General features: G+C 48.4%; 18 protein-coding genes. 8 read left to right on the forward strand and 10 right to left on the reverse strand.

The features are described 5' to 3' along the window. Positions 1-10: 10 nt before the first annotated feature. A complete protein-coding gene (gene guaA, locus BLR50_RS02685; protein ID WP_092638258.1) occupies positions 11-1,543 on the reverse strand; it encodes a glutamine-hydrolyzing GMP synthase in 1,533 nt (510 codons plus the stop codon). Between the two features lie 295 nt (positions 1,544-1,838). Between guaA and BLR50_RS02690 the strand changes: the two genes are divergently transcribed. From BLR50_RS02690 to BLR50_RS02705, 4 genes are all read left to right on the forward strand, one after another. Further along, on the forward strand, positions 1,839-2,765 hold the full coding sequence (locus BLR50_RS02690; protein WP_092638260.1) for an Ig-like domain-containing protein: 927 nt from the start codon (positions 1,839-1,841) through the stop codon (positions 2,763-2,765). Between the two features lie 282 nt (positions 2,766-3,047). Beyond that, positions 3,048-4,034 carry an ABC transporter permease gene (locus BLR50_RS02695; RefSeq protein WP_242871673.1) on the forward strand — a complete coding sequence of 329 codons (987 nt, stop codon included), beginning with the start codon at positions 3,048-3,050 and terminating at the stop codon, positions 4,032-4,034. A 13-nt stretch (positions 4,035-4,047) separates the two neighbouring features. Then, positions 4,048-4,950: a carbohydrate ABC transporter permease gene (locus tag BLR50_RS02700; protein WP_092638264.1), complete on the forward strand. Its 903-nt coding sequence runs from the start codon at positions 4,048-4,050 to the stop codon at positions 4,948-4,950. 48 nt (positions 4,951-4,998) lie between these two features. Continuing rightward, the gene (locus tag BLR50_RS02705) at positions 4,999-6,555 is read left to right on the forward strand and encodes an ABC transporter substrate-binding protein (protein WP_092638267.1); all 1,557 of its coding nucleotides are present in this window, start codon (positions 4,999-5,001) and stop codon (positions 6,553-6,555) included. Positions 6,556-6,713: 158 nt separating this feature from the next. Here the strand turns inward: BLR50_RS02705 and BLR50_RS02710 are convergent, their stop codons facing one another. Beyond that, on the reverse strand, positions 6,714-7,163 hold the full coding sequence (locus BLR50_RS02710; protein ID WP_092638269.1) for a GatB/YqeY domain-containing protein: 450 nt from the start codon (positions 7,161-7,163) through the stop codon (positions 6,714-6,716). Positions 7,164-7,409: 246 nt separating this feature from the next. On the opposite strand from BLR50_RS02710, the gene BLR50_RS02715 reads away from it, so the two are divergent. Both BLR50_RS02715 and BLR50_RS02720 read left to right on the forward strand, forming a co-directional pair. After that, on the forward strand, positions 7,410-8,045 hold the full coding sequence (locus BLR50_RS02715; protein ID WP_092638296.1) for a superoxide dismutase: 636 nt from the start codon (positions 7,410-7,412) through the stop codon (positions 8,043-8,045). Between the two features lie 86 nt (positions 8,046-8,131). Beyond that, positions 8,132-8,425 carry a GNAT family N-acetyltransferase gene (locus tag BLR50_RS02720; protein ID WP_092638271.1) on the forward strand — a complete coding sequence of 98 codons (294 nt, stop codon included), beginning with the start codon at positions 8,132-8,134 and terminating at the stop codon, positions 8,423-8,425. A gap of 63 nt (positions 8,426-8,488) precedes the next feature. On the opposite strand, the gene BLR50_RS02725 is transcribed toward BLR50_RS02720, so the two are convergent. From BLR50_RS02725 to BLR50_RS02755, 7 genes are all read right to left on the reverse strand, one after another. Then, positions 8,489-8,833, reverse strand: coding sequence for a cupin domain-containing protein (locus tag BLR50_RS02725; protein WP_092638273.1), 345 nt, complete (start codon positions 8,831-8,833; stop codon positions 8,489-8,491). Between the two features lie 22 nt (positions 8,834-8,855). Continuing rightward, on the reverse strand, positions 8,856-9,707 hold the full coding sequence (locus BLR50_RS02730; RefSeq protein WP_092638275.1) for an aldo/keto reductase: 852 nt from the start codon (positions 9,705-9,707) through the stop codon (positions 8,856-8,858). Between the two features lie 210 nt (positions 9,708-9,917). Beyond that, positions 9,918-10,925, reverse strand: a complete 1,008-nt coding sequence (locus BLR50_RS02735; protein WP_092638277.1) for a hypothetical protein — start codon at positions 10,923-10,925, stop codon at positions 9,918-9,920. Continuing rightward, positions 10,922-12,430 carry an HlyD family efflux transporter periplasmic adaptor subunit gene (locus BLR50_RS02740; RefSeq protein WP_143008025.1) on the reverse strand — a complete coding sequence of 503 codons (1,509 nt, stop codon included), beginning with the start codon at positions 12,428-12,430 and terminating at the stop codon, positions 10,922-10,924. Before BLR50_RS02740 ends, BLR50_RS02735 begins: the two co-directional genes overlap by 4 nt. A 9-nt stretch (positions 12,431-12,439) precedes the next feature. Further along, positions 12,440-13,300 (reverse strand): carbohydrate ABC transporter permease, encoded by an 861-nt coding sequence (locus BLR50_RS02745; RefSeq protein ID WP_341465402.1) that lies wholly within the window; start codon positions 13,298-13,300, stop codon positions 12,440-12,442. Continuing rightward, positions 13,297-14,136, reverse strand: a complete 840-nt coding sequence (locus tag BLR50_RS02750) for a carbohydrate ABC transporter permease (protein ID WP_092638281.1) — start codon at positions 14,134-14,136, stop codon at positions 13,297-13,299. Before BLR50_RS02750 ends, BLR50_RS02745 begins: the two co-directional genes overlap by 4 nt. A gap of 151 nt (positions 14,137-14,287) precedes the next feature. Then, a complete protein-coding gene (locus BLR50_RS02755; protein ID WP_092638283.1) occupies positions 14,288-16,735 on the reverse strand; it encodes an ABC transporter substrate-binding protein in 2,448 nt (815 codons plus the stop codon). A 266-nt stretch (positions 16,736-17,001) separates the two neighbouring features. On the opposite strand from BLR50_RS02755, the gene BLR50_RS02760 reads away from it, so the two are divergent. Continuing rightward, positions 17,002-17,679 carry a response regulator transcription factor gene (locus tag BLR50_RS02760; protein WP_092638285.1) on the forward strand — a complete coding sequence of 226 codons (678 nt, stop codon included), beginning with the start codon at positions 17,002-17,004 and terminating at the stop codon, positions 17,677-17,679. Positions 17,680-17,747: 68 nt separating this feature from the next. Next, on the forward strand, positions 17,748-19,034 hold the full coding sequence (locus BLR50_RS02765; RefSeq protein ID WP_092638287.1) for a sensor histidine kinase: 1,287 nt from the start codon (positions 17,748-17,750) through the stop codon (positions 19,032-19,034). 137 nt (positions 19,035-19,171) lie between these two features. Here BLR50_RS02765 and BLR50_RS02770 read toward each other — a convergent pair. Next, positions 19,172-19,373: transposase (locus BLR50_RS02770; protein ID WP_205408656.1), on the reverse strand; the 202-nt coding region annotated here is incomplete at its 5' end.

A 19,373-nucleotide genomic window follows, 5' to 3' on the forward strand; every position in this document is an offset into this window, starting at 1 on the left:
CTTTTTGCGATTATTCCCACTCAATCGTCGCCGGTGGCTTAGAGGTGATATCATAAACGATTCGGTTGATACTGCGCACCTCGTTAATAATGCGATTCGAAATCTTCTCCAGCACGTCATAGGGTATCCTCGCCCAGTCGGCGGTCATGAAGTCGCTGGTGGTCACGCCGCGCAGAGCCAGTGTGTAATCGTAGGTGCGGCCATCACCCATTACGCCCACCGAGCGCATGGAGGTAAGCACCGCAAAGTACTGGTGAATATCGCGGTTTAAGCCCGCCGCTGCTATCTCCTCACGGAAGATGGCATCGGCGTCGCGCAGGATGTCGAGCTTCTCCTTGGTAATATCGCCGATTACGCGGATGGCAAGGCCCGGGCCTGGGAACGGCTGACGCCAAACCAGCGTGTCGGGCAGACCGAGCTCGGTGCCAAGCGCGCGAACCTCATCCTTAAACAGCATGCGCAGGGGCTCTACAATCTCTTTAAAATCAACGAAGTCGGGCAGACCGCCTACGTTGTGGTGGCTTTTGATTACGGCGGCATCGCCAAGGCCGGATTCAATCACGTCCGGGTAGATGGTGCCCTGTGCCAGATAATCCACCTTGCCTATCTTCTTGGCCTCTTCCTCAAATACGCGGATAAACTCCTCGCCGATAATCTTGCGCTTGGTTTCGGGGTCGCTTACCCCGGCAAGCCTTGCCAAAAAGCGCGCTTCGGCATTTACACGAACAAAGTTGATGTCTTTGTTGCCGAATACCGCCTCAATCTCATCGCCCTCGTTTTTGCGCATCAGGCCATGGTCTACAAAGATGCAGGTGAGGTTCTTCCCTGCCGCCTTGGAAAGCAGCGCCGCGGCTACCGAGCTGTCTACCCCGCCGGAAAGCGCCAGCAGCACCTTGCCGCCCGCAAGCTTGCTTTCAAGCGCTTGAATCGCGGTGCGGGCGTAGTTTTCCATCGACCAGTCGCCCGTGCAGCCGCATACAAGGTATAAAAAGTTATGCAGAATCTCGGTGCCGTGCTCCGAGTGGTTTACCTCAGGGTGAAGCTGTATTCCGTAGAATTTCTTATCGGGGTTCTCCATCGCCGCTACGGGACAGCCCTTTGTGGATGCGCAAACGCGGAAGCCCTCCGGCAGCTTGGCCACAAAATCGGTATGGCTCATCCATGATATGGCGTTGCGGGGCAGCCCCTTGAATAGCAGGCTGTCGGTATCGTATTCAATCTCAGTTTTACCGTATTCACGCGTAGCACCCGATTCCACCCTGCCACCCAACTGGTAAGCCATCAGGTGGATGCCGTAGCAGATGCCTAAAATCGGAACGCCAAGCTTATAGATTTCCTCTGAACAATGCGGAGAATCGTCGAGATAAGCGCTGTTCGGCCCTCCGGTAAAGATGATGCCGACCGGGTTTAATGCCTTAATCTCCTCCACAGGCGTTTTATAGGAGCGCACCTCACAGTACACACCGCATTCACGCACGCGGCGTGCGATAAGCTGATTGTATTGTCCCCCGAAATCCAAAACCAAAACGAACTGATGTGCCATCTACTACATCCCTCTGCTCTCATTAGTTTCTCAGTAATCCTGCGGCAAATACTATTATTTTAAGCTGTTGTTTCTGCCGGAACAAGTGAAGAGTTATCCCACTCACTAACGTACTACTACCATTGTGCCATTTCTGCTTAAAAAATGCAAGTATACGCGGGTATCCTTATAATTTTTAGGGAGTTGCTTAAAACAGGGTAACATAACGGGCAAAGAACTGTAAAAAATAGTGATGAAGGCCCTGTTTGCAGGCTGAAGGAACCGGGCAGGTTCAGAAAGGAAGTTGGAGAGCTCTATGCGTATCTGCAGAGCAGCCGCGGCACTGGTCATAGTCTTATTGCTGCTTACGGCTCCGACAGCGGCATTGACCGCACAAGGTGAAAAAGAGAACTTTGCACCGAAGGTAAACTCCAAGCAATGTATAACCCTAAAAAATGTTCCGATCTGGGGTTACATTGAGCAATATGACCCGAATGGGGACAAAACCGAGCTGCTGCTCGTAAAAAGCCCGGAGTATGGGAATGTCACGCTCTACGGCAGTACCTTTATCTATAAACCCTACCCCGATATAACCGGAGCAGACAGCTTTATAGTTGCGGCAAAGGATAGTGTTGGAAACCTTTCGGGTAATGCCGGGATATCGGTTACCATACAGGATAACAACTGGGACGCCGGTTACTGTGATATGAAAAGCAGCCCCGCTCAATACAGTGCTATTATGCTCACAAAAAGCAGTATCTTAAGCGGCGAACGTATCGGCACCGCAGATTTTTTTAAGCCTAAGAGCGTGGTCGGCAGCGGTGAGTACCTGGTAATGCTGCTCGCGGCTATGGGTACCAAGGAAGACCTGGCGCCCTGCGTAAGCACCGGTTTAGAGAATGACCATGAAATTCAGCTATGGCTAAAGCCTTATGTACAGTATGCAAGTAAGTTGGGGATCATCTCCGGCAATGCATTTGAACCCGATAAGCTTTTAACGAAATGTGAAGCCGTTACCCTTACAGCAAAAGCCGCAGGGATGAAGGATGTATATACAAAACCGATGTACATTAAGGATGTGGGGCGTATTCCGGCAAAAGACCTGCAGAGCTACATCAACCTTGCAGCTTACGGAATGCTGAACCTTTACGATGGATATGCAAGGCCGGATGAGCCTTTTACCCGTGCAGACGCGGCCGACTTGCTGTGGCAGCTATACTGCTATAAACAGCGTATTAAGTAATATTTGGAATTTCATAAGCCCGCCCTCAAAGGTCGTTTAGTGGTCTACTTGAGGGCGGGCTTTTTGCTGCTGGTTGGTATATTTTTTTGTTGCATTTTCTTGCACTTGAATGCGGATAAGATTTTAAACCATAAGGCAATTTCGTTTATTTTTAATAAAACTGCCCCGTGGTAAGATATGCCTGTGATATAAAGGATCCCCGTTTAGGCGGCATAAGCTGTTGTAACCCGGCGGCTTATGCATTGCAAGCCACAGCAACACATACGAAAGGAGAAATCTATAGTGAAGGCGACAGCCGAAGCAGCAAAACCTGCGTCAAGGGCGCCGGTAACTGCGGGCCGAGGCAACAGATTCTCAAAGGGCTTAAAAAGTAATTTGCCGTTCTTTTTGATGATGCTGCCCGGTGTGATTGTACTGATCATCAACAACTATATCCCGATGATCGGCGTATTGTTACCGTTTAAGAAGTACAAATTTGAAAACGGTTTTTTCCAAAGTATCTTTAACAGCGAGTGGGTTGGGCTTGACAACTTTAAGTTCTTATTCTCCTCCCCAAATATCCTGCAGGCTACAAGAAATACGGTATTATACAACCTTGTATTCATAGCTCTGCAAATTATTATCCCTGTTGTAATTGCAATAGCCCTGACCGAAATGTGGCATAAGGGCTTGTCAAGATTCTTTCAAAGCGCACTTTTCCTGCCTTATTTCCTTTCATGGATTATCGTAAGTTATCTGGCATACTCGTTTTTAAGCTACGATAGCGGCTTTATTAATGGCATATTCAAGATTCTAGGGCTTGAAAAGGTGAACTGGTATTACGAGGTCGGCGCGTGGCCGTTCTTTATTGTTTTCTTTCAGGTGTGGAAATACTGCGGCTACAACATTGTTATTTTCATAGCAACCATCTCCGGTATCAGTGACGATTATTATGAGGCTGCAACGTTGGACGGCGCTACAAAGTTCCAACAGGTTCGCTACATAACCCTGCCGATGCTAAAAACAGTTATAATTATCACCACTTTGTTTGCGGTAGGTAAGATATTTAACTCTGATTTCGGTCTGTTCTTTAGTGTTCCAAGAAATATCGGTGCCCTGTACCCTGTTACAAATACAATTGATACCCTGGTTTATATCATGCTTAGAAACTCCAACAACGTAGGTATGACTGCCGCTGCAAGCCTGTATCAGGCGGTTGTGGGCTGTATTACAGTATTCATTGCCAACGGTATTGTGAGAAAGTTTGATAAAGAACAGGCACTGTTCTAACGGGGGTACAGAAATGAAAATTAAAAGTCCTGGTATTAATAAAATATCCTTCGGCAGTAATGTGTTTCTGACTGTCTTGTTTATAATTATAACCATTCTTTGTCTGGCTCCGATACTCTTAGTAATCATGATTTCACTGACAGACGAAAGAACTATTCTGCAAAACGGTTATAGCTTTTTGCCGCAAAAGTTCAGTGTTCAGTCTTATCAGTATCTGCTAAAGGGCGGAAGCCTGATTATGAATGCTTACGGTGTATCAATTATCGTTGCAATAATCGGTACAGTTTTAAGTTTGCTAACCATCACCCTGTATGCCTACCCGCTTTCGAGGAACGATTTTAAGTACAAAGGCTTCTTTGCATTTCTAGCCTATTTTACAACCATTTTTGGCGGCGGCCTTGTTCCATGGGTTATGGTTTACAACCAGCTGTTGCCTATCGCAAATAGCATTTGGGTTCTGATTTTTCCAATGCTGATCAATGCGTGGTATGTGATCATCATGCGTACCTTTATAAAAACGACCGTACCGGAAGCGATTATTGAATCGGCCAGAATTGACGGTGCGGGCGAGTTCAAAACATTGTTTGCAATCGTACTGCCACTATGCAAAGCCGGACTTGCAACCATAGGCTTGTTCGCGATGCTGGGTTATTGGAACGACTGGTACTTACCCCTGTTATTTGTTACCGATAAAAAGGTCTATAACATTCAGTACTTAATGTACCAGACCTTGCAGAATATTCAGTTCCTAAGCACCACAACCATTGGTAACGCCTCGGATATTGCTGCTTCTTTACCCAGTGAGGGTGCAAGAATGGCGATTGCGGTACTCTCTATCGGACCGATTATCTTCGCATACCCCTTCTTCCAAGGTTATTTCGTAAAAGGCCTGACCATAGGCGCAGTAAAGGGATGAACCCGGTTTTATCCGGCTTCATATATAATTTTAGCAGGAGGTTATAAAATGCTAAAGGCAAAGAGAATTCTTAGTGTAGCCCTTGTTTTATGTCTTGCAGTATCAATGGTACTTACCGGCTGTTCTACCACTCCGGCAGCTGCTCCCAGCGGTTCTGAATCCGCTGCGGCTTCCAGTGCGGCAGACAGCGCGGCCGCTCCCTCCGCAGCTAGCGGCGAAGACGTTAAGCTGAATGTTTGGTATGTTGGTACCGCTCAGGATCAGGGGGACCGTGTTGAGCAGGCTCTCAACAAATACCTGAAAGAGACCCTGAAGTCTAACATTCAAGTTAACCTTGAAGAGCTTGGCTGGAACCCCGATTACACCACAAAGGTAAACAACGCTCTCTCCACCGGTCAGGATGTTGACCTTGTGTTCACCTCTAACTGGGCCGCAAATGTCCAGCAGAATGCAATGGACGGTTACTTTGTTGAGCTTTCCAACTACTTAGCACAGTACCCTGATATTGAAAAGATTCTGGGTACCGACTTCCTCAACAGCGCAAAGATTGACGGTAAAATATTCGCTCTGCCCTGCAACAAAGAGCACTTCCACTCCTGGGGCATGCTGCTTAGAAAAGACCTTGTTGATAAGTACAAGGTTGATGTTACCAAGATTAAGACCATGAAGGATTTGGAGCCTATCTATGACCAGATTCTGAAGGGTGAACCCGGAATTACCCCTATCGCCATGGAAGGCTTTGATGTACCTGGCTACAAGCTGCTTGACTGGGATAACATCAGCGATGATGATGTTCCCGGTGCAATGTATCCTTCCACCGACAACTCCAAGACCAAGATTATTAACCAGCTTACCGCTCCTGAAAGCGTTGCGGTATACAAGCTTATGAAGGAGTACCTGAAGAAAGGCTATATCAGTCCTGATGCAGCTTCTGCCGACGGTGTTTCCAATCTGCTGAAAACCGGTAAATATTTCAGCGCCGTTCAGTCCCTCAAGCCCGGTAAGGATGCCGAGATGACCGCTTCCACCGGCATTGAATATGTTCAGGCTCAGATGACCCCCGACTATTGCACCAACCGTGAGAACACCGGTGCTATGATGGCTATCACCAAGCAGAGCAAGCATCCCGATGAAGCCATGAAGTTCCTCTCTCTTCTCTATACCGATGCTAATGTACTTAACTACATCATCTACGGTGAGAAGGATAAGGATTATACCGTAAACGCCGACGGCACCATTACACTGGTTTCAGGTTCCGGTTATGCTTCTGGAAACGGATGGAGAATGGGCAACCAGCTCACCACCCTCCGCTTAAGCTTTGAGGCTGCTGATAAGTATGAGCAGTGGGATAAGCTGAACAAATCTGCTCCCTCTCTTTACAGCGTAGGCTTCATGTTTAATAAGTCTAACAATGACATTCAGACTCAGGTTGCTAACTGCAAGGCAGTTACCCAGGAATACTTCAGAACTTTGCTTTCCGGTCAGTCTAAGGACGTTGACAAGGACGTTGCAGCTATGGATGCTAAGTTCAAGACTGCTGGCGTTGATAAGCTCCTTGCCGAGATGCAGAAGCAGTTCGACGAATGGGCTAAGGCTAAGAAATAAGCCCAGTTTTAACTATCGCGGGTTACATTTTTCATAGATTTTCTTCTTCGAGGCAAACGCCGTCGCGGGTAACTGCGGCGGCATTTGTCTATTAATCCAATAAAAGCAATGAGCTTCCCTTCTAAACAAAGGGAAGCTCATTTAATTACAGTAATTGTTTAGCCCACCAGGTATGTGCCCAGCAGCTCGCTTACCTTGGCACCGTCTGCCTTGCCTTTTACCAGCGGCATCAGCTCGCGCATGATAATACCCTTATCCTTCGGAGCCGGGGCAGAAATGCCGAGCTTTGCAAGTACGCCCTCAATCGCGGCCCGAATAGCCTGTTCGTCCATCTGCTCGGGCAAATAGGCGCTGAGCACCTTTATTTTAAAGGCACATTCATCGATAATGTCGGTTCTGTCCTTCGGGGCAGCCTCCATCGTTTCCTTCGTCTGCTTGAGCTCCTTTGCAATAATGGCGAATTCCTCTTCCTGCGTTAAATCCGCGCGCTTTTTAATTACACCGTCTTTCAGTGCGGCAAGCAGGCTTGAAAGCACGTCTTTCAGCTGTGTATCCTTCTCCTTCATTGCCGCCATCATACGCGCGCGTACTGTATCTACCATTGCCATGGTTTTATCACTCCAATTTTATAGGTTTAGAATCTGTATTTATCTTACTACAAAGCGAAAAGAGAAACAACCCAAAAGTCCATAGGCTTTAGTGCTAATTCTTATTTCGCTGTTTAATTCGGCACAAGCATAGTACTGAGTGTCGGCCTCACATCTGCGAAACGGCGTGATTTAATGGGATTTAAGTATAGAATGATTCTTTTTTAACCGGTTGTAAAATATACTATGATGAAAGGACTGATGGCGGTGAATAATCATTACCCGTTTGAGCTCGTTCCTCTGCCCTACGCTTATGATGCGCTGGAGCCGTATATTGATGCCGAAACAATGGCGCTGCACCACGACAAGCACCTGAGAACCTACGTTGACAACCTGAACACCGTGCTTTCCGGCTGCCCGCCGTTACAGGATATGACTCTGGAAGAGCTTGTTGCCTGCAGCGATCGGCTACCCGATCAGATACGTGAAAAGGTTAAAAATAATGCCGGCGGGGTTTATAACCACAACCTATACTTTAGTCTGATGTCTCCCGCCTCAAAATTACCGCAATCCGGCAACTTGTACGACGCCATTATACGCTGCTTCGGCTCGTTCGATGAGTTTAAAAAACGTCTGCTTGCTACGGCACTGGCACGGTTCGGTTCCGGCTACGCATGGCTTGCAACCTTTGCCAACGGCAGGCTGACGGTGGTAAGCACCGCTAATCAAGATGTTGTTACCGCCGCAGGCCTATGCCCCATTCTGCTGGTGGATGTTTGGGAACACGCATATTATCTAAGATATCAAAACCGCAGGGCCGAATACCTTGAAAACTGGTTTCAGGTAATAAACTGGCCTGCTGCTCAACTAAACTATTACAATTGCTTTTGCAGAAGACTATAACAGAAGAAGAATGTTATACTATATTGACAGGGATACAGCGATATAATATACTAAAATAGTAGAATACTTAAAAAGGAAGGATGCTTATGGATTTTAAATACGAAGAGGGACGTATCTATTATACAGACGATAACGGAAAGCTGCTGGCAGAGGTAACCTACCCCGCCGTTTCTTCTAAGGTTGCAGAGATTAACCACACCTTCGTTGACGACTCCCTACGGGGGCAGGGCATTGCGGGGCAGCTTTTGAAGGCGTGTGCCGAGAAGCTGAGAAGCGAAGGAAGACGCGCCATTCCAAGCTGTTCCTACGCCAAAGGCTGGTTTGAAAAGAATAAGGATTACAGCGATGTTAATGCCGAAAATGCTGAACGATCAAAGTAAAGTTATAATATTTTAAGCGGCAGAGCTGAAGTTCCGCCGCTTGATTATACCTAAAGGTTTAGATTATTCTGTTTTAAAAACAACGGTAAGCAGCATCTTAAACGGTGTAACGGCTTTCAGTGCATGAGGGATTCCTGCAGGCATTACAATAGTCTGCCCCTCACCTACCGTAAAGGTATTATCGCCGATGGTAATCTCTGCATTTCCATCAAACAGCACAACCATTGCATCTCCCTCCGACCGGTGAGAGCTGATCTCTTCACCCTTATCAAAGGCAAACAGGGTAATACTTACCGCTTTGTTTTGAGCAAGCGTACGGCTGACTACCTGCCCCGGCTGGCAGCTTACCAGCTCCTTAAGGGCGAGCGGTGCTTCAAAGTCGATATTCTTCAGATAGTGACTGCTCATTACTGTAAACCTCTTTTCTGTTTTAAAAATCGATATGCTCCGGGTCGGAACCGATTCTGCCGATACCCTTGAGGGCGTCGATTTTCAGCATATCCTCCTTCTGCAGCTCAAAACTGAACACATCGGCGTTTTGCCGGATATGCTCAGCACCCGAAGCTTTTGGGAGTGGTACAATACCCTTTTGTAAAATCCAACGGATAGCAATCTGCGAAACCGATTTGCCGTATTTCTGCCCAAGCTCACGCAGAAGCGGCAGCTGGAAGATACGGCCCTGCATTAATGGGCTCCATGCCTCAACAAGAATATTGTTGTTTTTGCAAAAATCAGCAAGCTCCTGCTGGGGATATTCGGGGTGCAGCTCGACCTGGTTCACCATGGGCTTGATTTCACAGTCCTGCATAATCTCCTGCAGGTGATGAATTAAGAAGTTGCTTACGCCTATGGCCTTTACCCTGCCCTCATTGTAAAGCCGCTCGAATGCGCGCCATGTTTCACGGTTCAGCTCCTGATAATCCTCCTTATGGTGCACCGGCACCGGCCAGTGGATGAGGTAAAGATCCACATACTCCATTTGAAGGAGGCTTAAGCTTTTTTCAAAGGCACGCAGGGTATTGTCGTAGCCGTGATCGCTGTTCCACAGCTTTGTTGTAATAAAAAGCCCCTCACGGGCTACCTCGCTTTCCCGCACCGCTTTACCGACACTCGCTTCGTTCTCATATGCCGAAGCTGTATCAATGTGCCGATAGCCGCAAGCGATTGCCTCTTTAATGTTGTTTACAGTCTCCTCATTATCGGGCATCTGCCATGTTCCGTAGCCGATGCATGGAATCCTTACGCCGTTGTGCAACGCATACTCGTCACCTAATCCTATCACTAAAACATCCTCCTTGCAAAAACATTATTTTAAGGTATATTGCAACGTCCTTCTTTTAGTATAGCTAATCGGATTAAGATTAAGCATACAATACTAATCTCTTATTATAAGCTTTCAACGAGTCTTAACAAAATGCCATAAGTCCAAGCTCTTTGCTCCATTCTTCAGATGTTCTATAATTGAGATAAGTATAAAAACCAAAGGCATGAATCAGCTTCTGCCGTTCATGCCTTTGGTTTTTGTTGTAATAAACAGTATAGTTATAAAGAAGGATGCAAAAAATATCAAAACCTGTTTCACCAGCAGCCATTTTGCCTCAACATCTTTAAACAACACAGGCAGTGCGAACCACTCCTCTGTGCAATCTTTGAACGTTTGAATCAACCGCCCCCAAAATGCAAAATCGCTCCACCGGGTAGGAACCATCCAGCCAGGCAGCTGCGCAAGCCCAAACGGCAGCAGCACTGCCACGACAAAAAGCAAGCTCAGCCCCGCCCAGCGCTGAAGATGATTGGGCAAGCAGGCTACAAGGCGGTAAAGCAGAACAATGGCCGGCAAAGCCAGCGTGAGCCAGCATAATAAGCACAGAATAGTATGCATCGAGCTGCCATAAACCATGTAAGGCGGGAGCGAAAGCCCTGAATACATGCAAAAGCGTTCAGCGGCCTGGCGTCGGTCACTATGTGCTAATGGCGCAAGTTCTGCGCAGGTGTATCCGACATCGGTGCCGCCGGTTGTGTATATGAGCGGCTCGGATCCCTCAAAAACGCCGCGGACAATCAGTTTGTGCTTGTTATATTCCACTGTTTTGCCCAGTACGTCTGTATCACCCCATAGCTTCCATGCAAGCTGCATGGATACAGCGCAGCCGTTTTCATCATATACCCCCGGCCAACCGCCTGTAATAAAGCGTGCGGGCATGATAAGATCACCCTCACCAAGGCCGATAATCATGGGCGTAGAAACCTCGGCGTATTCAGCTTTTACCTTTTCGCTGTTCTTCTGAAGCCAGAAGGTCGGGCAGCAGCCCTCCTCATTCTGTTTTCCTTTGGCATAATTAAGCGCGTTCTCCACCTGCTGCTGGGTAAGTGGGGTATCGTAGCGCAGGCTGACGGGCGCTTGATATACCTCCCAAAACCGCTCGGCATTCCCGAAAGCAGCAAGCAGCAATAAGAAAAGCATCAGCAGCCCGGCAAGTCTTATGAGCAGCTGTTTCATGAATCTATCCTCACACGATCACCGCTCTCAACAGGCCTTGAACCGGTAATGACCACATCATTTTCGGTAAAAAGTGCTCCGGCTACGGCAATGGAGCTGTCGTCGCTCTCTTCCACCGTTACTGGCATCTTGCGCAACACATTCTGCAGGCCCAAAATTGTGTTCTGCTTATCAATTACCAGTACATAATCCCCGTCACTGCCGCTGTGAACCGCAGAGATCGGCAGACAAAGGTCGTAACGCTTACGGCTTATCTCCATCTCGGCCTGAACCTGCTCCCCGTCGCGCCAATCCTCTTTGGGCAGGCTCAGGGTTGCAGTCATAGTGCCATCCTCCCCCTTGGGGGCGAGTGCCTGTACTATCGCCTCAAGCTTTGCACGATCCCTGGTAACTACCGCCTTTGTACCTGTCTTTACGAGCTTCGCCTGTTTTTCGGTGAGTACTAATTCCAGCAGGTAGCCGACGGTATCATCCGCAATATAATAGGCCGGCGTCTCGGTGGTTTTCTGGCCCTTGGTAAGGCTCAGATCACGAACGGTTCCATCTTTCGGTGCCGTCATTATCCCCTTGCTGTTCTTCAGTAACTTCAGCCCTTCAATACGGGATTTCTTTTCCGCGACATCCAATGTGAGGCCTTTGGCCTCCAGCGAATTGGTATCTGCCTGTTCCTTCGCTTGTTCCTCGGCCTTTCGTACGTTATCAATGGCCTGTTCAAGGGTGTTTTCGGCCCGAATTACACTGCGGTCTGCCTCGGTGAGCTGCGCATCCGCAGCGGAATCTGCATTGTAAAAAGCATCCCTCGCTGCATTGTAGGCAGTTTGGGCCGCAGCAACCTGCTCACGCGCAGCCTTGAGATCATCTGCGCTTGCATCCGGATTTTTCTCCAGCGCCGCAAGCGCATTCTTGGCCTTTTCTAGGGTATCCCGTGCACTCAGGTAGGCCTCCTTGGTTTCGTCCAGAACATCATCACTCTTATGCACCACAGTATCAAAATCCTCTCGTGCCCATGCGAGAGCCTGCTGTGCCTGCTTTAGCGCATTGCGGTCGGTTTCCTCCTGCTTTGTTAGCTGCGATACCCTTAGCTGCAGCTTTTGAAGTGCTACCTGCTCTTTATCAAGCTCCTGTGTAATCTCTTTGAGGTTTAGCCTTACAACCGCATCGCCCGATTTCACAGCCTGCCCGTTGGATACAAGAAGCTCATCAACTGTAATACCCGATACCGCCTGCTGTGCCTCTCCGGTTGCGCCCTTCACCGTTCCGCATTGCTTAATACGCTGTACAATCTCACCCATTGCAGGCCTTTTTACTGTTACGACTGGCATATTTGCAGCCGCAGTTCCGCGCGCAACCAAGGTGAGCACCAGCATCAGTGCAAAAAAAAACGAGATATTGGCAAGTGCCTTCTTCTGGTTGGAATCCTGAAAGCGCGGCAGCCGGCTTTTTACCGACGTTAAAATAGACTCTTTATTGTTCATGTTGTTAATCATGCCTTTCATTCCTGTCATGGCCAAGTGCTACTCCTTCAAACCGCTTGCCTGTATACCCAATTCCAGATACTTCTGCCCGAAAAGGAAGATCAGTACCGTAGGTGCCAGCATTACGAGACTGGAGGCCATCGCAAGCCCGACCTTATCGGAAACGATCTGCGGTAAAAAAAGCGAGAGCGGCCAGTTGGAACGCGTTTTTAAGAAGGTCATCGGCTGTTCTATGGCGTTCCATGCTTCTAAAAAGCCCAGCACCAGCGCCGAAAGAATGCCTGGTACCCCTAACGGCACTCCGATGCGGACGAAGGTTTGCAGCGGGCCTGCACCATCCAGAGAAGCCGCCTCCAGCACCGCAAATGGTACAGCATCAAAGCCCTTTGCCATGATGAATACCGGAAAGGTAGAGAACACGCCGGGCAGAATAACCGCCCATATTGAATCCATCAGCCCCAATGTATCGGCCACCAGATAGCTAGGCACCATCATTACCTGAAAAGGCATCAGCATCAGAATTGTATAAATGGCAAACATTGCTGTACGCCCGCGAAAACGTAGCCGTGAGAACGCCCATGCCGCGGGAGCACCCACCAGAAACTGCCCGAGCACCTGCGGAAACACCAGCTTGCAGGTGTTCCAGAACATTGTGAAAAACTGTGGGGTATCCAGCAATAGCTCCACCGCGGGCCGTAGCGTGGGGTAGCTTGGCAGAACTGGCCAATAAGCGTATCCGCCGCTCTCCTCTATTCCCAGTACGGGCCCGATGGTTGCCTTCAGCTCATCCAGCGGAATTAAGGCTCCCGCAATCATAAACCAGATGGCCCACCAAACGGGGAGAGCCGCAACCATGAGTACCGCAATTGCAGGAATAATACCTTTGCACTTGGTTTTCACAGAGCATCCTCCCCTTTCCACATCCGCCACAGCACTATCATCAACCCCAGCAATGCTGCCGCTACCAGCACAGCGGCGGCACTCAGCCTGCCTAAATCAAGGTCTAAAAACCAGTTGTTGAACAAATGCTGTAAAAGATAGATACTTTTGTGCGGATAGCTGCCCGCCACAAGGTAGGCCTCGCGGAACACCTTGAAGGAATTTAAAAGGCTGAGCACTGCGGTGAGCAGCAGGGTTGGGAACAGCTCCGGCAGAGTAATAAACCTGTATTTTTGCAGCGTACCCGCGCCGTCTACGCCCGCCGCCTCGTACATCTGGCTAGGAATACCGTCTAGCCCCGCAAGCAGCAGAATCATGGTGTAGCCGCTGTTTTTCCACAGGTAGGTGATAATCAGCACCCAAAATGCGGCATCCGTCTCCATAAAGTCAATTGGGGTGCCCCCCATGCAGGCGAGGATATTATTAATAATCCCCATCTTATGAAACAACGCCTGCCACAGCAGTACAATACTTGCCACCGGTACCGCCATTGGAATAAGGAAGCTTGTTTTGAACACCTTCCCATGCGGGCGAATAAACCGCACTAAAAGTGCCAGCACAAGGCTTATCAAAAGCAGCAGCGGGATACATACCGAGATGAATCTCGCGGTGTTGGTAACTGCCTGCTGAAAGGCGGTATTGGTTACAACGCTTGTATAATTCTCAAGCCCTGTAAAGCGGGAGCCGATAGTGTTAAAAAAGCTGCGCCGAACCATATCGCCAAAGGGAAACAGTACAAAGATACACAAGCCGACCAAACTTGGGGCCAGAAAAAGGTATGCCGTACTGTTGCGCATATGTCTGTTGATGCTGTTTCTATTCTTACTGTATTTCAGTAGAATACATCTCCGTTCTGTCGTCTTGCTTTGCTGTAGTTAATCGTTAATACTGCTTTCGTTATGTAAAAGACCAGAAACAGCATCGCTGCTCCGGTCTTTACACTACTTACTACTTCTTTTCGGCAAGAATAATCTCGGTTTCCGAACTAATGGCCTTTATTGCATCTTCAATACTGATTTCCCCTTTGCAGTAACGCTCTGCGGACTTAAAGATAATATCGGCCATTGCAGTGTCTATGGTTACAGGCGTGGAAACCTGAGAAATAAGGCTGTTGATATCCATTTTCAGTGGTGGTATTTTTGTAGTGGCACCGCCGTAAAACGCGTTTTTTTCATTTTCTTTGTTATAGGTATCAATAATCAGCTTCATCCCACTCTGCGTAACTGGCAAGCCATCACCGAGTGTAAAGCTTTGCACTTCGTCGCTTAGCATTGAGGCGATGAATGCGAGTGCTTCCTTTTGTTTGGAGCTTTTTGCATTTACTCCTGCCATTGCAGACGGGTAGTAAACTCCCTGGCACAAACCCGGCATAAGCTTGACATCCGGTTCACCAATACTGCCGGAGGATATGATAAACCGCATAACATCAAGTGCTGTGAAATTGTTGCTGCCATATAGGGTATGCTCCATTGAATAGTCCATCAGGCTTTTCTTTATTACTACAAAGCCATTAGAATTTGATGCTGCTACACCAATCTTAACTTCTTCTGTTTGTGTGTTGGGTTTAACAAGTTCGTATTTATCAGAAACGGTTTTCACCGCATCGAGAAGCTGGCGGAGCGCATCCGTTTGTATACCCTTGCCGTCATTGATTATAGTCGGTTCGCTGACATTGTAGAAGAAATCAAAAGCATCACGGAGATCTTCAAACGAAAACGCCGAGCGTTCCGCTTCAGGGAATGCCTTGTTGTAGTCTTGCGAATTCATAGCAACCTGTTTGGGCTGCGGCGCCTTTTCAATAGCCGCGACAAGGTCTTTCAGGCTGTTGAGCGTATCCAGCCCGCTCTTCTTACCAAAGAGCAGCGGCAATGAAAAGCGTGTGGGCAGCACATACAGGCCGTCGCTTCCCTGAAAGGGCTTAATGACACTTTGATAAAGCCCCGAAACGTCCATCTGCTTTGAAATGTCGCCTAAAAGCCCCTGCTGTTTGTAGCTTTGGTAATCCAATCCGTCGAGTATAAGAACATCCGGGCCTTTGCCTGCAAGCAGCTCGGTAACAAGGCTGCGCAATACATCCTGCGTGCCTGCGGCAGTTGCTTCTTTGGTAAGGGCAACCTCATAGTTTACGCGGAAATTCTTATTCTTCTTTTGGAATACCGGAATTGCCGCTCGCACGGTCGGGCTTTCTTTAAGCGACCAAACCGTTAAGGTGTTATCCGGGCTAACAGAAATCGTTTCGTCGTAAACATAACGGTAAAGCTTTCCCGTATTATTTGAAGATTCGCACGCCAGTAGGAAGCTGCCATCCTTTGCATTACATATGTGCTTTACGCTTGCAGTGGGGGTTCCTATGCTGTACATGCTGCCTTCCAGTACAGTTTCAGCAAGACTGCCGCCGGACGCGATGCGCTGAATGCCCGAATTTGATGCAAGGTAGGCGTTCCCGTCCTTATCCACGGTAAATGCTGTATTCATATCCTTGATTTCCGCGTTGCTTGCATACTGGGAAAGAAGGTTTCCCGTAGAAATTTCGGAAGCCTGTATTTTACCGGAATAATCCATCATAAACAGCGCCTGCTCGTTTGTCGCACAAGCGCGGATATCAGGTAGATTATCCATGACTTTAACCAGCTCGCCTTTTACGTTATAGATACCCATTACCTGCTTGAACTGGTCGCTGGAAACCGAACCATCTTTTGCTGAATAACTAAAATATGCTGTGCCGCTTTTACGCGTTTCTTCCGAGGAGGAGCTGCCGGGTTCTAAAGCGGAGTTTGAAGAGCTATTCTTTGATTCAGCACCCGGTGACTTAACAGTTACGCCGGTGTCTGATCCACCTGGCTGCGGCTCTGCTGACATTGTCATATACTCCAGTAAGAAGCTGTCTTCCCCTATTGCCTGCAGCTTTATGGGGGTTAGTATTCTTCCGCCCTTTGCGGCATCCTCCAAGCCCGAAACAGGTATTTTCACAGGCTTTTCACCTTTGTTAACCTTCCAGACTTCGAAAAGAGAACTGCCCTGAGTGACCGCAAAATAATTGCCGGAACCGGTTACCGCCAGTTTCAAAAGCCCGGCTTTCAGGTCATTCACCCAATTCAAATCTACCTGCTGCCAGGTGGCACCGTTGTCTGTTGAATGGTAAAGCCCATTCCCCGTGGGGCTGCTTGCGTTTTCTGCCCAGTAATCAATGCTGCCATCGGTATTTACCCACAACCCAAGCGGGTTTCCGGTAACATTAGGCGGAGTGATCTCCGTTTCAACATAGCCGCCCTTCGGTGTCTGTTCTTTTGAAATCGTGCTGTCTGTGTTGGCTGTACCGCTATTACACGCGGTAAAAGAGGTGCTGATGATGGCTGCTCCAAGCAGAGCCGCCAGTATTCTTTTTCTACTGCTCAAGGTTATCCCTTCCTTATCTTGAATGTCATATGGTTCCATATCCTAATAAAACTATAACAACGCAGTCTTAAAAAATCCTTAAATAATCATTTGCTTCTATGAAGGTTTATGATTAAAAATGTTAATATTCTATGTCTGAACATTTGTGATATGGTTCAAAGAGCAATAATAATGTAATACTTATTTATGGAAAAAGTTTAAGAAAATTTTAGGTTATTTTAAGATTAAAGCTGTATAATGGGAGTAATAAAATGAGGTGAACTTCGATGCGTATCCTGATGATAGAAGACGATAAGGATTTATGTGCAGCCGTGATACAGCAGCTTCGTCAGGCTGGGTATGAGACAGATACCTGCCATAACGGAGAGGATGGCTTGTATTATTTAAATCAAGGGCTCTATGATGCGTGTTTGCTTGACCGCATGCTGCCTGGCCTGGACGGCCTAAGCCTGCTGAACGCTGCTCGCTCTAAGGGCATTACCACTCCGGTGCTGATGCTGACTGCCATGGGCCGCATCGGTGACCGCGTGGACGGCCTGGATGCCGGTGCAGATGATTACCTTGTGAAGCCTTTTGACATGCGGGAGCTGTTAGCTAGGGTACGCGCTCTATGCAGGCGCCCCGCAAATACTGAGCCGGATGGGCTAAAGCAGTTTGCGGATATCACGCTGGATACCGCGCAGCTGATACTAAACGGGCCAAAGGGGCAATGCACTCTTTCAAAAAAGGAAAGCGAGCTGTTGGCGGCGCTGATTTCAAACAGCGGACAAACCCTTTCCCGTACAATCTTGTTTGGGAAGATATGGGGGCCGGATACTGAGGTGGAGGAGGCTATCTTAGACAGCTACATACACTTCGTGCGCAGGCGTATCCGCGTGGTTGGCGCTTCAGCTATTGTAACTACCGTTCGCGGAATAGGTTACCGTATGGAGAATGCTAAATAAGCCGGTATTCAGAGAAAACCGCCGGTTTTAAGGGTTTATCATCAAAAGGAAAGGCATGAGGAATACTGATGTTATGCAGGCTTCGCAGACGCTTAACCATTATATTTACTGTGCTTACAGGCGTTGTGTTGGGTGCTACGCTCAGTATTACCTATCTCATGGCACAGCAGCAATACAGCTCCAGTATGGACATGCTGCATCAAAACACCGTTACCTCGATTGTAATCAAGCTGCAGACCGAGCGCAGTATCAAAGACTTATGGCTGGCGACACTTGAGACCGATTCTCGAAGTATTATACATATAGAGGATAAAGGGGTCGCACTGCATTTTCAGGGCTCGTGGAAGACGGCAACCGACCGTAGCATACTGATAGGGCTTGCAAAGGCAGAGGCGGAAAAGCAGGGTGTATCGCTTACCGGCACACCGCACTCCTCCCTATATGCCCAGCAGCTGGATTTTGCCCTTAAGGGACAGTCCGGAGAGCCGTATAAAGTAACCGTAGTTCGCATTCCCATACAATACGGATGGTACAATCTAGTGCTTCTGGAGGATATCTCGGCACGGAGCCAGCATCTTGTGAACCTGTTGCTGCTCTACATCGGTCTCGGCGTTATCGGCATCCTTGCGCTGTACACAGTGAACTGGTTTATTGCGGGGCTTGCCATCCGCCCCACAGCGGAAGCGATTCGCGAGCAATCCGACTTTGTAGCGGCGGCAAGCCACGAGCTGCGCAACCCTCTTGCCGTGATTAACGCCAATATTTTTGCTGCCAGGCAACAGCCTGAAGAAGCTACACGGTTCTTGGAGATTGCGCAGCGGGAAACCGAACGGCTGGCGAGGCTCGTAAACGACCTGTTCCTGCTCGCGGGTTCAGACGCCAAGACCTGGAGCCTTTCCCCCAAGCCTGTAGAAACCGATACCCTGTGTATTGAGGTTTATGAGCAGATGCGGCTACTGGCTTCTCAGAAGGGCCATGTGCTGCAGCTGTGCCTGCCGGAAGAGGTGCTGCCTGCCATTAATGCCGACAAGGAACGGCTGGTTCAGCTGCTTGTCATTTTGCTTTCCAACGCCATGGATTACGCCCCGGCGGGCACGCCCATTTTGCTTAAGGCAGAACTTTTGCACCGCAACGTACAGCTTTCAGTAGTCGACCATGGGCCGGGTATACCTGATGAGGCAAAGAGAAAAGTGTTTGAACGTTTTTACCGAATGGAAAAAAGCCGTACCGACAAGGCACATTTCGGCCTTGGCCTTTCGGTTGCGAAGGAGCTTGCGGCACTGCACGGCGGTACTCTTACACTTACAGATACCCCTGGCGGTGGGGCGACGTTTATAGTAACGCTGCCGTTATAATCAAAACCACCAGTTAAACTGGTGGTATGCACCAGCCCTAAAAGGGCATATTACTGGCACAGCGTCTCAAGACGCACTGAATGGTTCCGCCAACCGCATTACTATTACGGGCAGCCGCTAAAGCGGCTGTTCGTTTTTCATGCCTTTGTTTCCTTGCTACCCGTGAACGGGTCTATGTATTCTTTGAATGATATTTGATCTGAAGCTATGTCTTCTTGTAATTGGTTTTTGATATATTCTTCAATTACTTTTGCATTTCTTCCTACTGTATCAACATAATATCCTCTGCACCAGAAATGCCTGTTCCCATACTTATACTTCAAATTTGCATGCCTATCA

This window comes from Acetanaerobacterium elongatum, assembly GCF_900103835.1.
GTDB classification, from domain to species: domain Bacteria; phylum Bacillota; class Clostridia; order Oscillospirales; family Ruminococcaceae; genus Acetanaerobacterium; species Acetanaerobacterium elongatum.

Bases quoted from the DNA above. Each gene is read 5' to 3' on its own strand.
- BLR50_RS02690 (WP_092638260.1), top strand. From the start codon at position 1,839: ATGCGTATCTGCAGAGCAGCCGCGGCACTGGTCATAGTCTTATTGCTG.
- BLR50_RS02700 (WP_092638264.1), top strand. From the start codon at position 4,048: ATGAAAATTAAAAGTCCTGGTATTAATAAAATATCCTTCGGCAGTAAT.
- BLR50_RS02760 (WP_092638285.1), top strand. From the start codon at position 17,002: ATGCGTATCCTGATGATAGAAGACGATAAGGATTTATGTGCAGCCGTG.
- BLR50_RS02735 (WP_092638277.1), bottom strand. From the start codon at position 10,925: ATGAAACAGCTGCTCATAAGACTTGCCGGGCTGCTGATGCTTTTCTTA.
- guaA (WP_092638258.1), bottom strand. From the start codon at position 1,543: ATGGCACATCAGTTCGTTTTGGTTTTGGATTTCGGGGGACAATACAAT.
- BLR50_RS02710 (WP_092638269.1), bottom strand. From the start codon at position 7,163: ATGGCAATGGTAGATACAGTACGCGCGCGTATGATGGCGGCAATGAAG.
- BLR50_RS02705 (WP_092638267.1), top strand. From the start codon at position 4,999: ATGCTAAAGGCAAAGAGAATTCTTAGTGTAGCCCTTGTTTTATGTCTT.
- BLR50_RS02720 (WP_092638271.1), top strand. From the start codon at position 8,132: ATGGATTTTAAATACGAAGAGGGACGTATCTATTATACAGACGATAAC.
- BLR50_RS02750 (WP_092638281.1), bottom strand. From the start codon at position 14,136: ATGCGCAACAGTACGGCATACCTTTTTCTGGCCCCAAGTTTGGTCGGC.
- BLR50_RS02740 (WP_143008025.1), bottom strand. From the start codon at position 12,430: ATGACAGGAATGAAAGGCATGATTAACAACATGAACAATAAAGAGTCT.
- BLR50_RS02725 (WP_092638273.1), bottom strand. From the start codon at position 8,833: ATGAGCAGTCACTATCTGAAGAATATCGACTTTGAAGCACCGCTCGCC.
- BLR50_RS02765 (WP_092638287.1), top strand. From the start codon at position 17,748: ATGTTATGCAGGCTTCGCAGACGCTTAACCATTATATTTACTGTGCTT.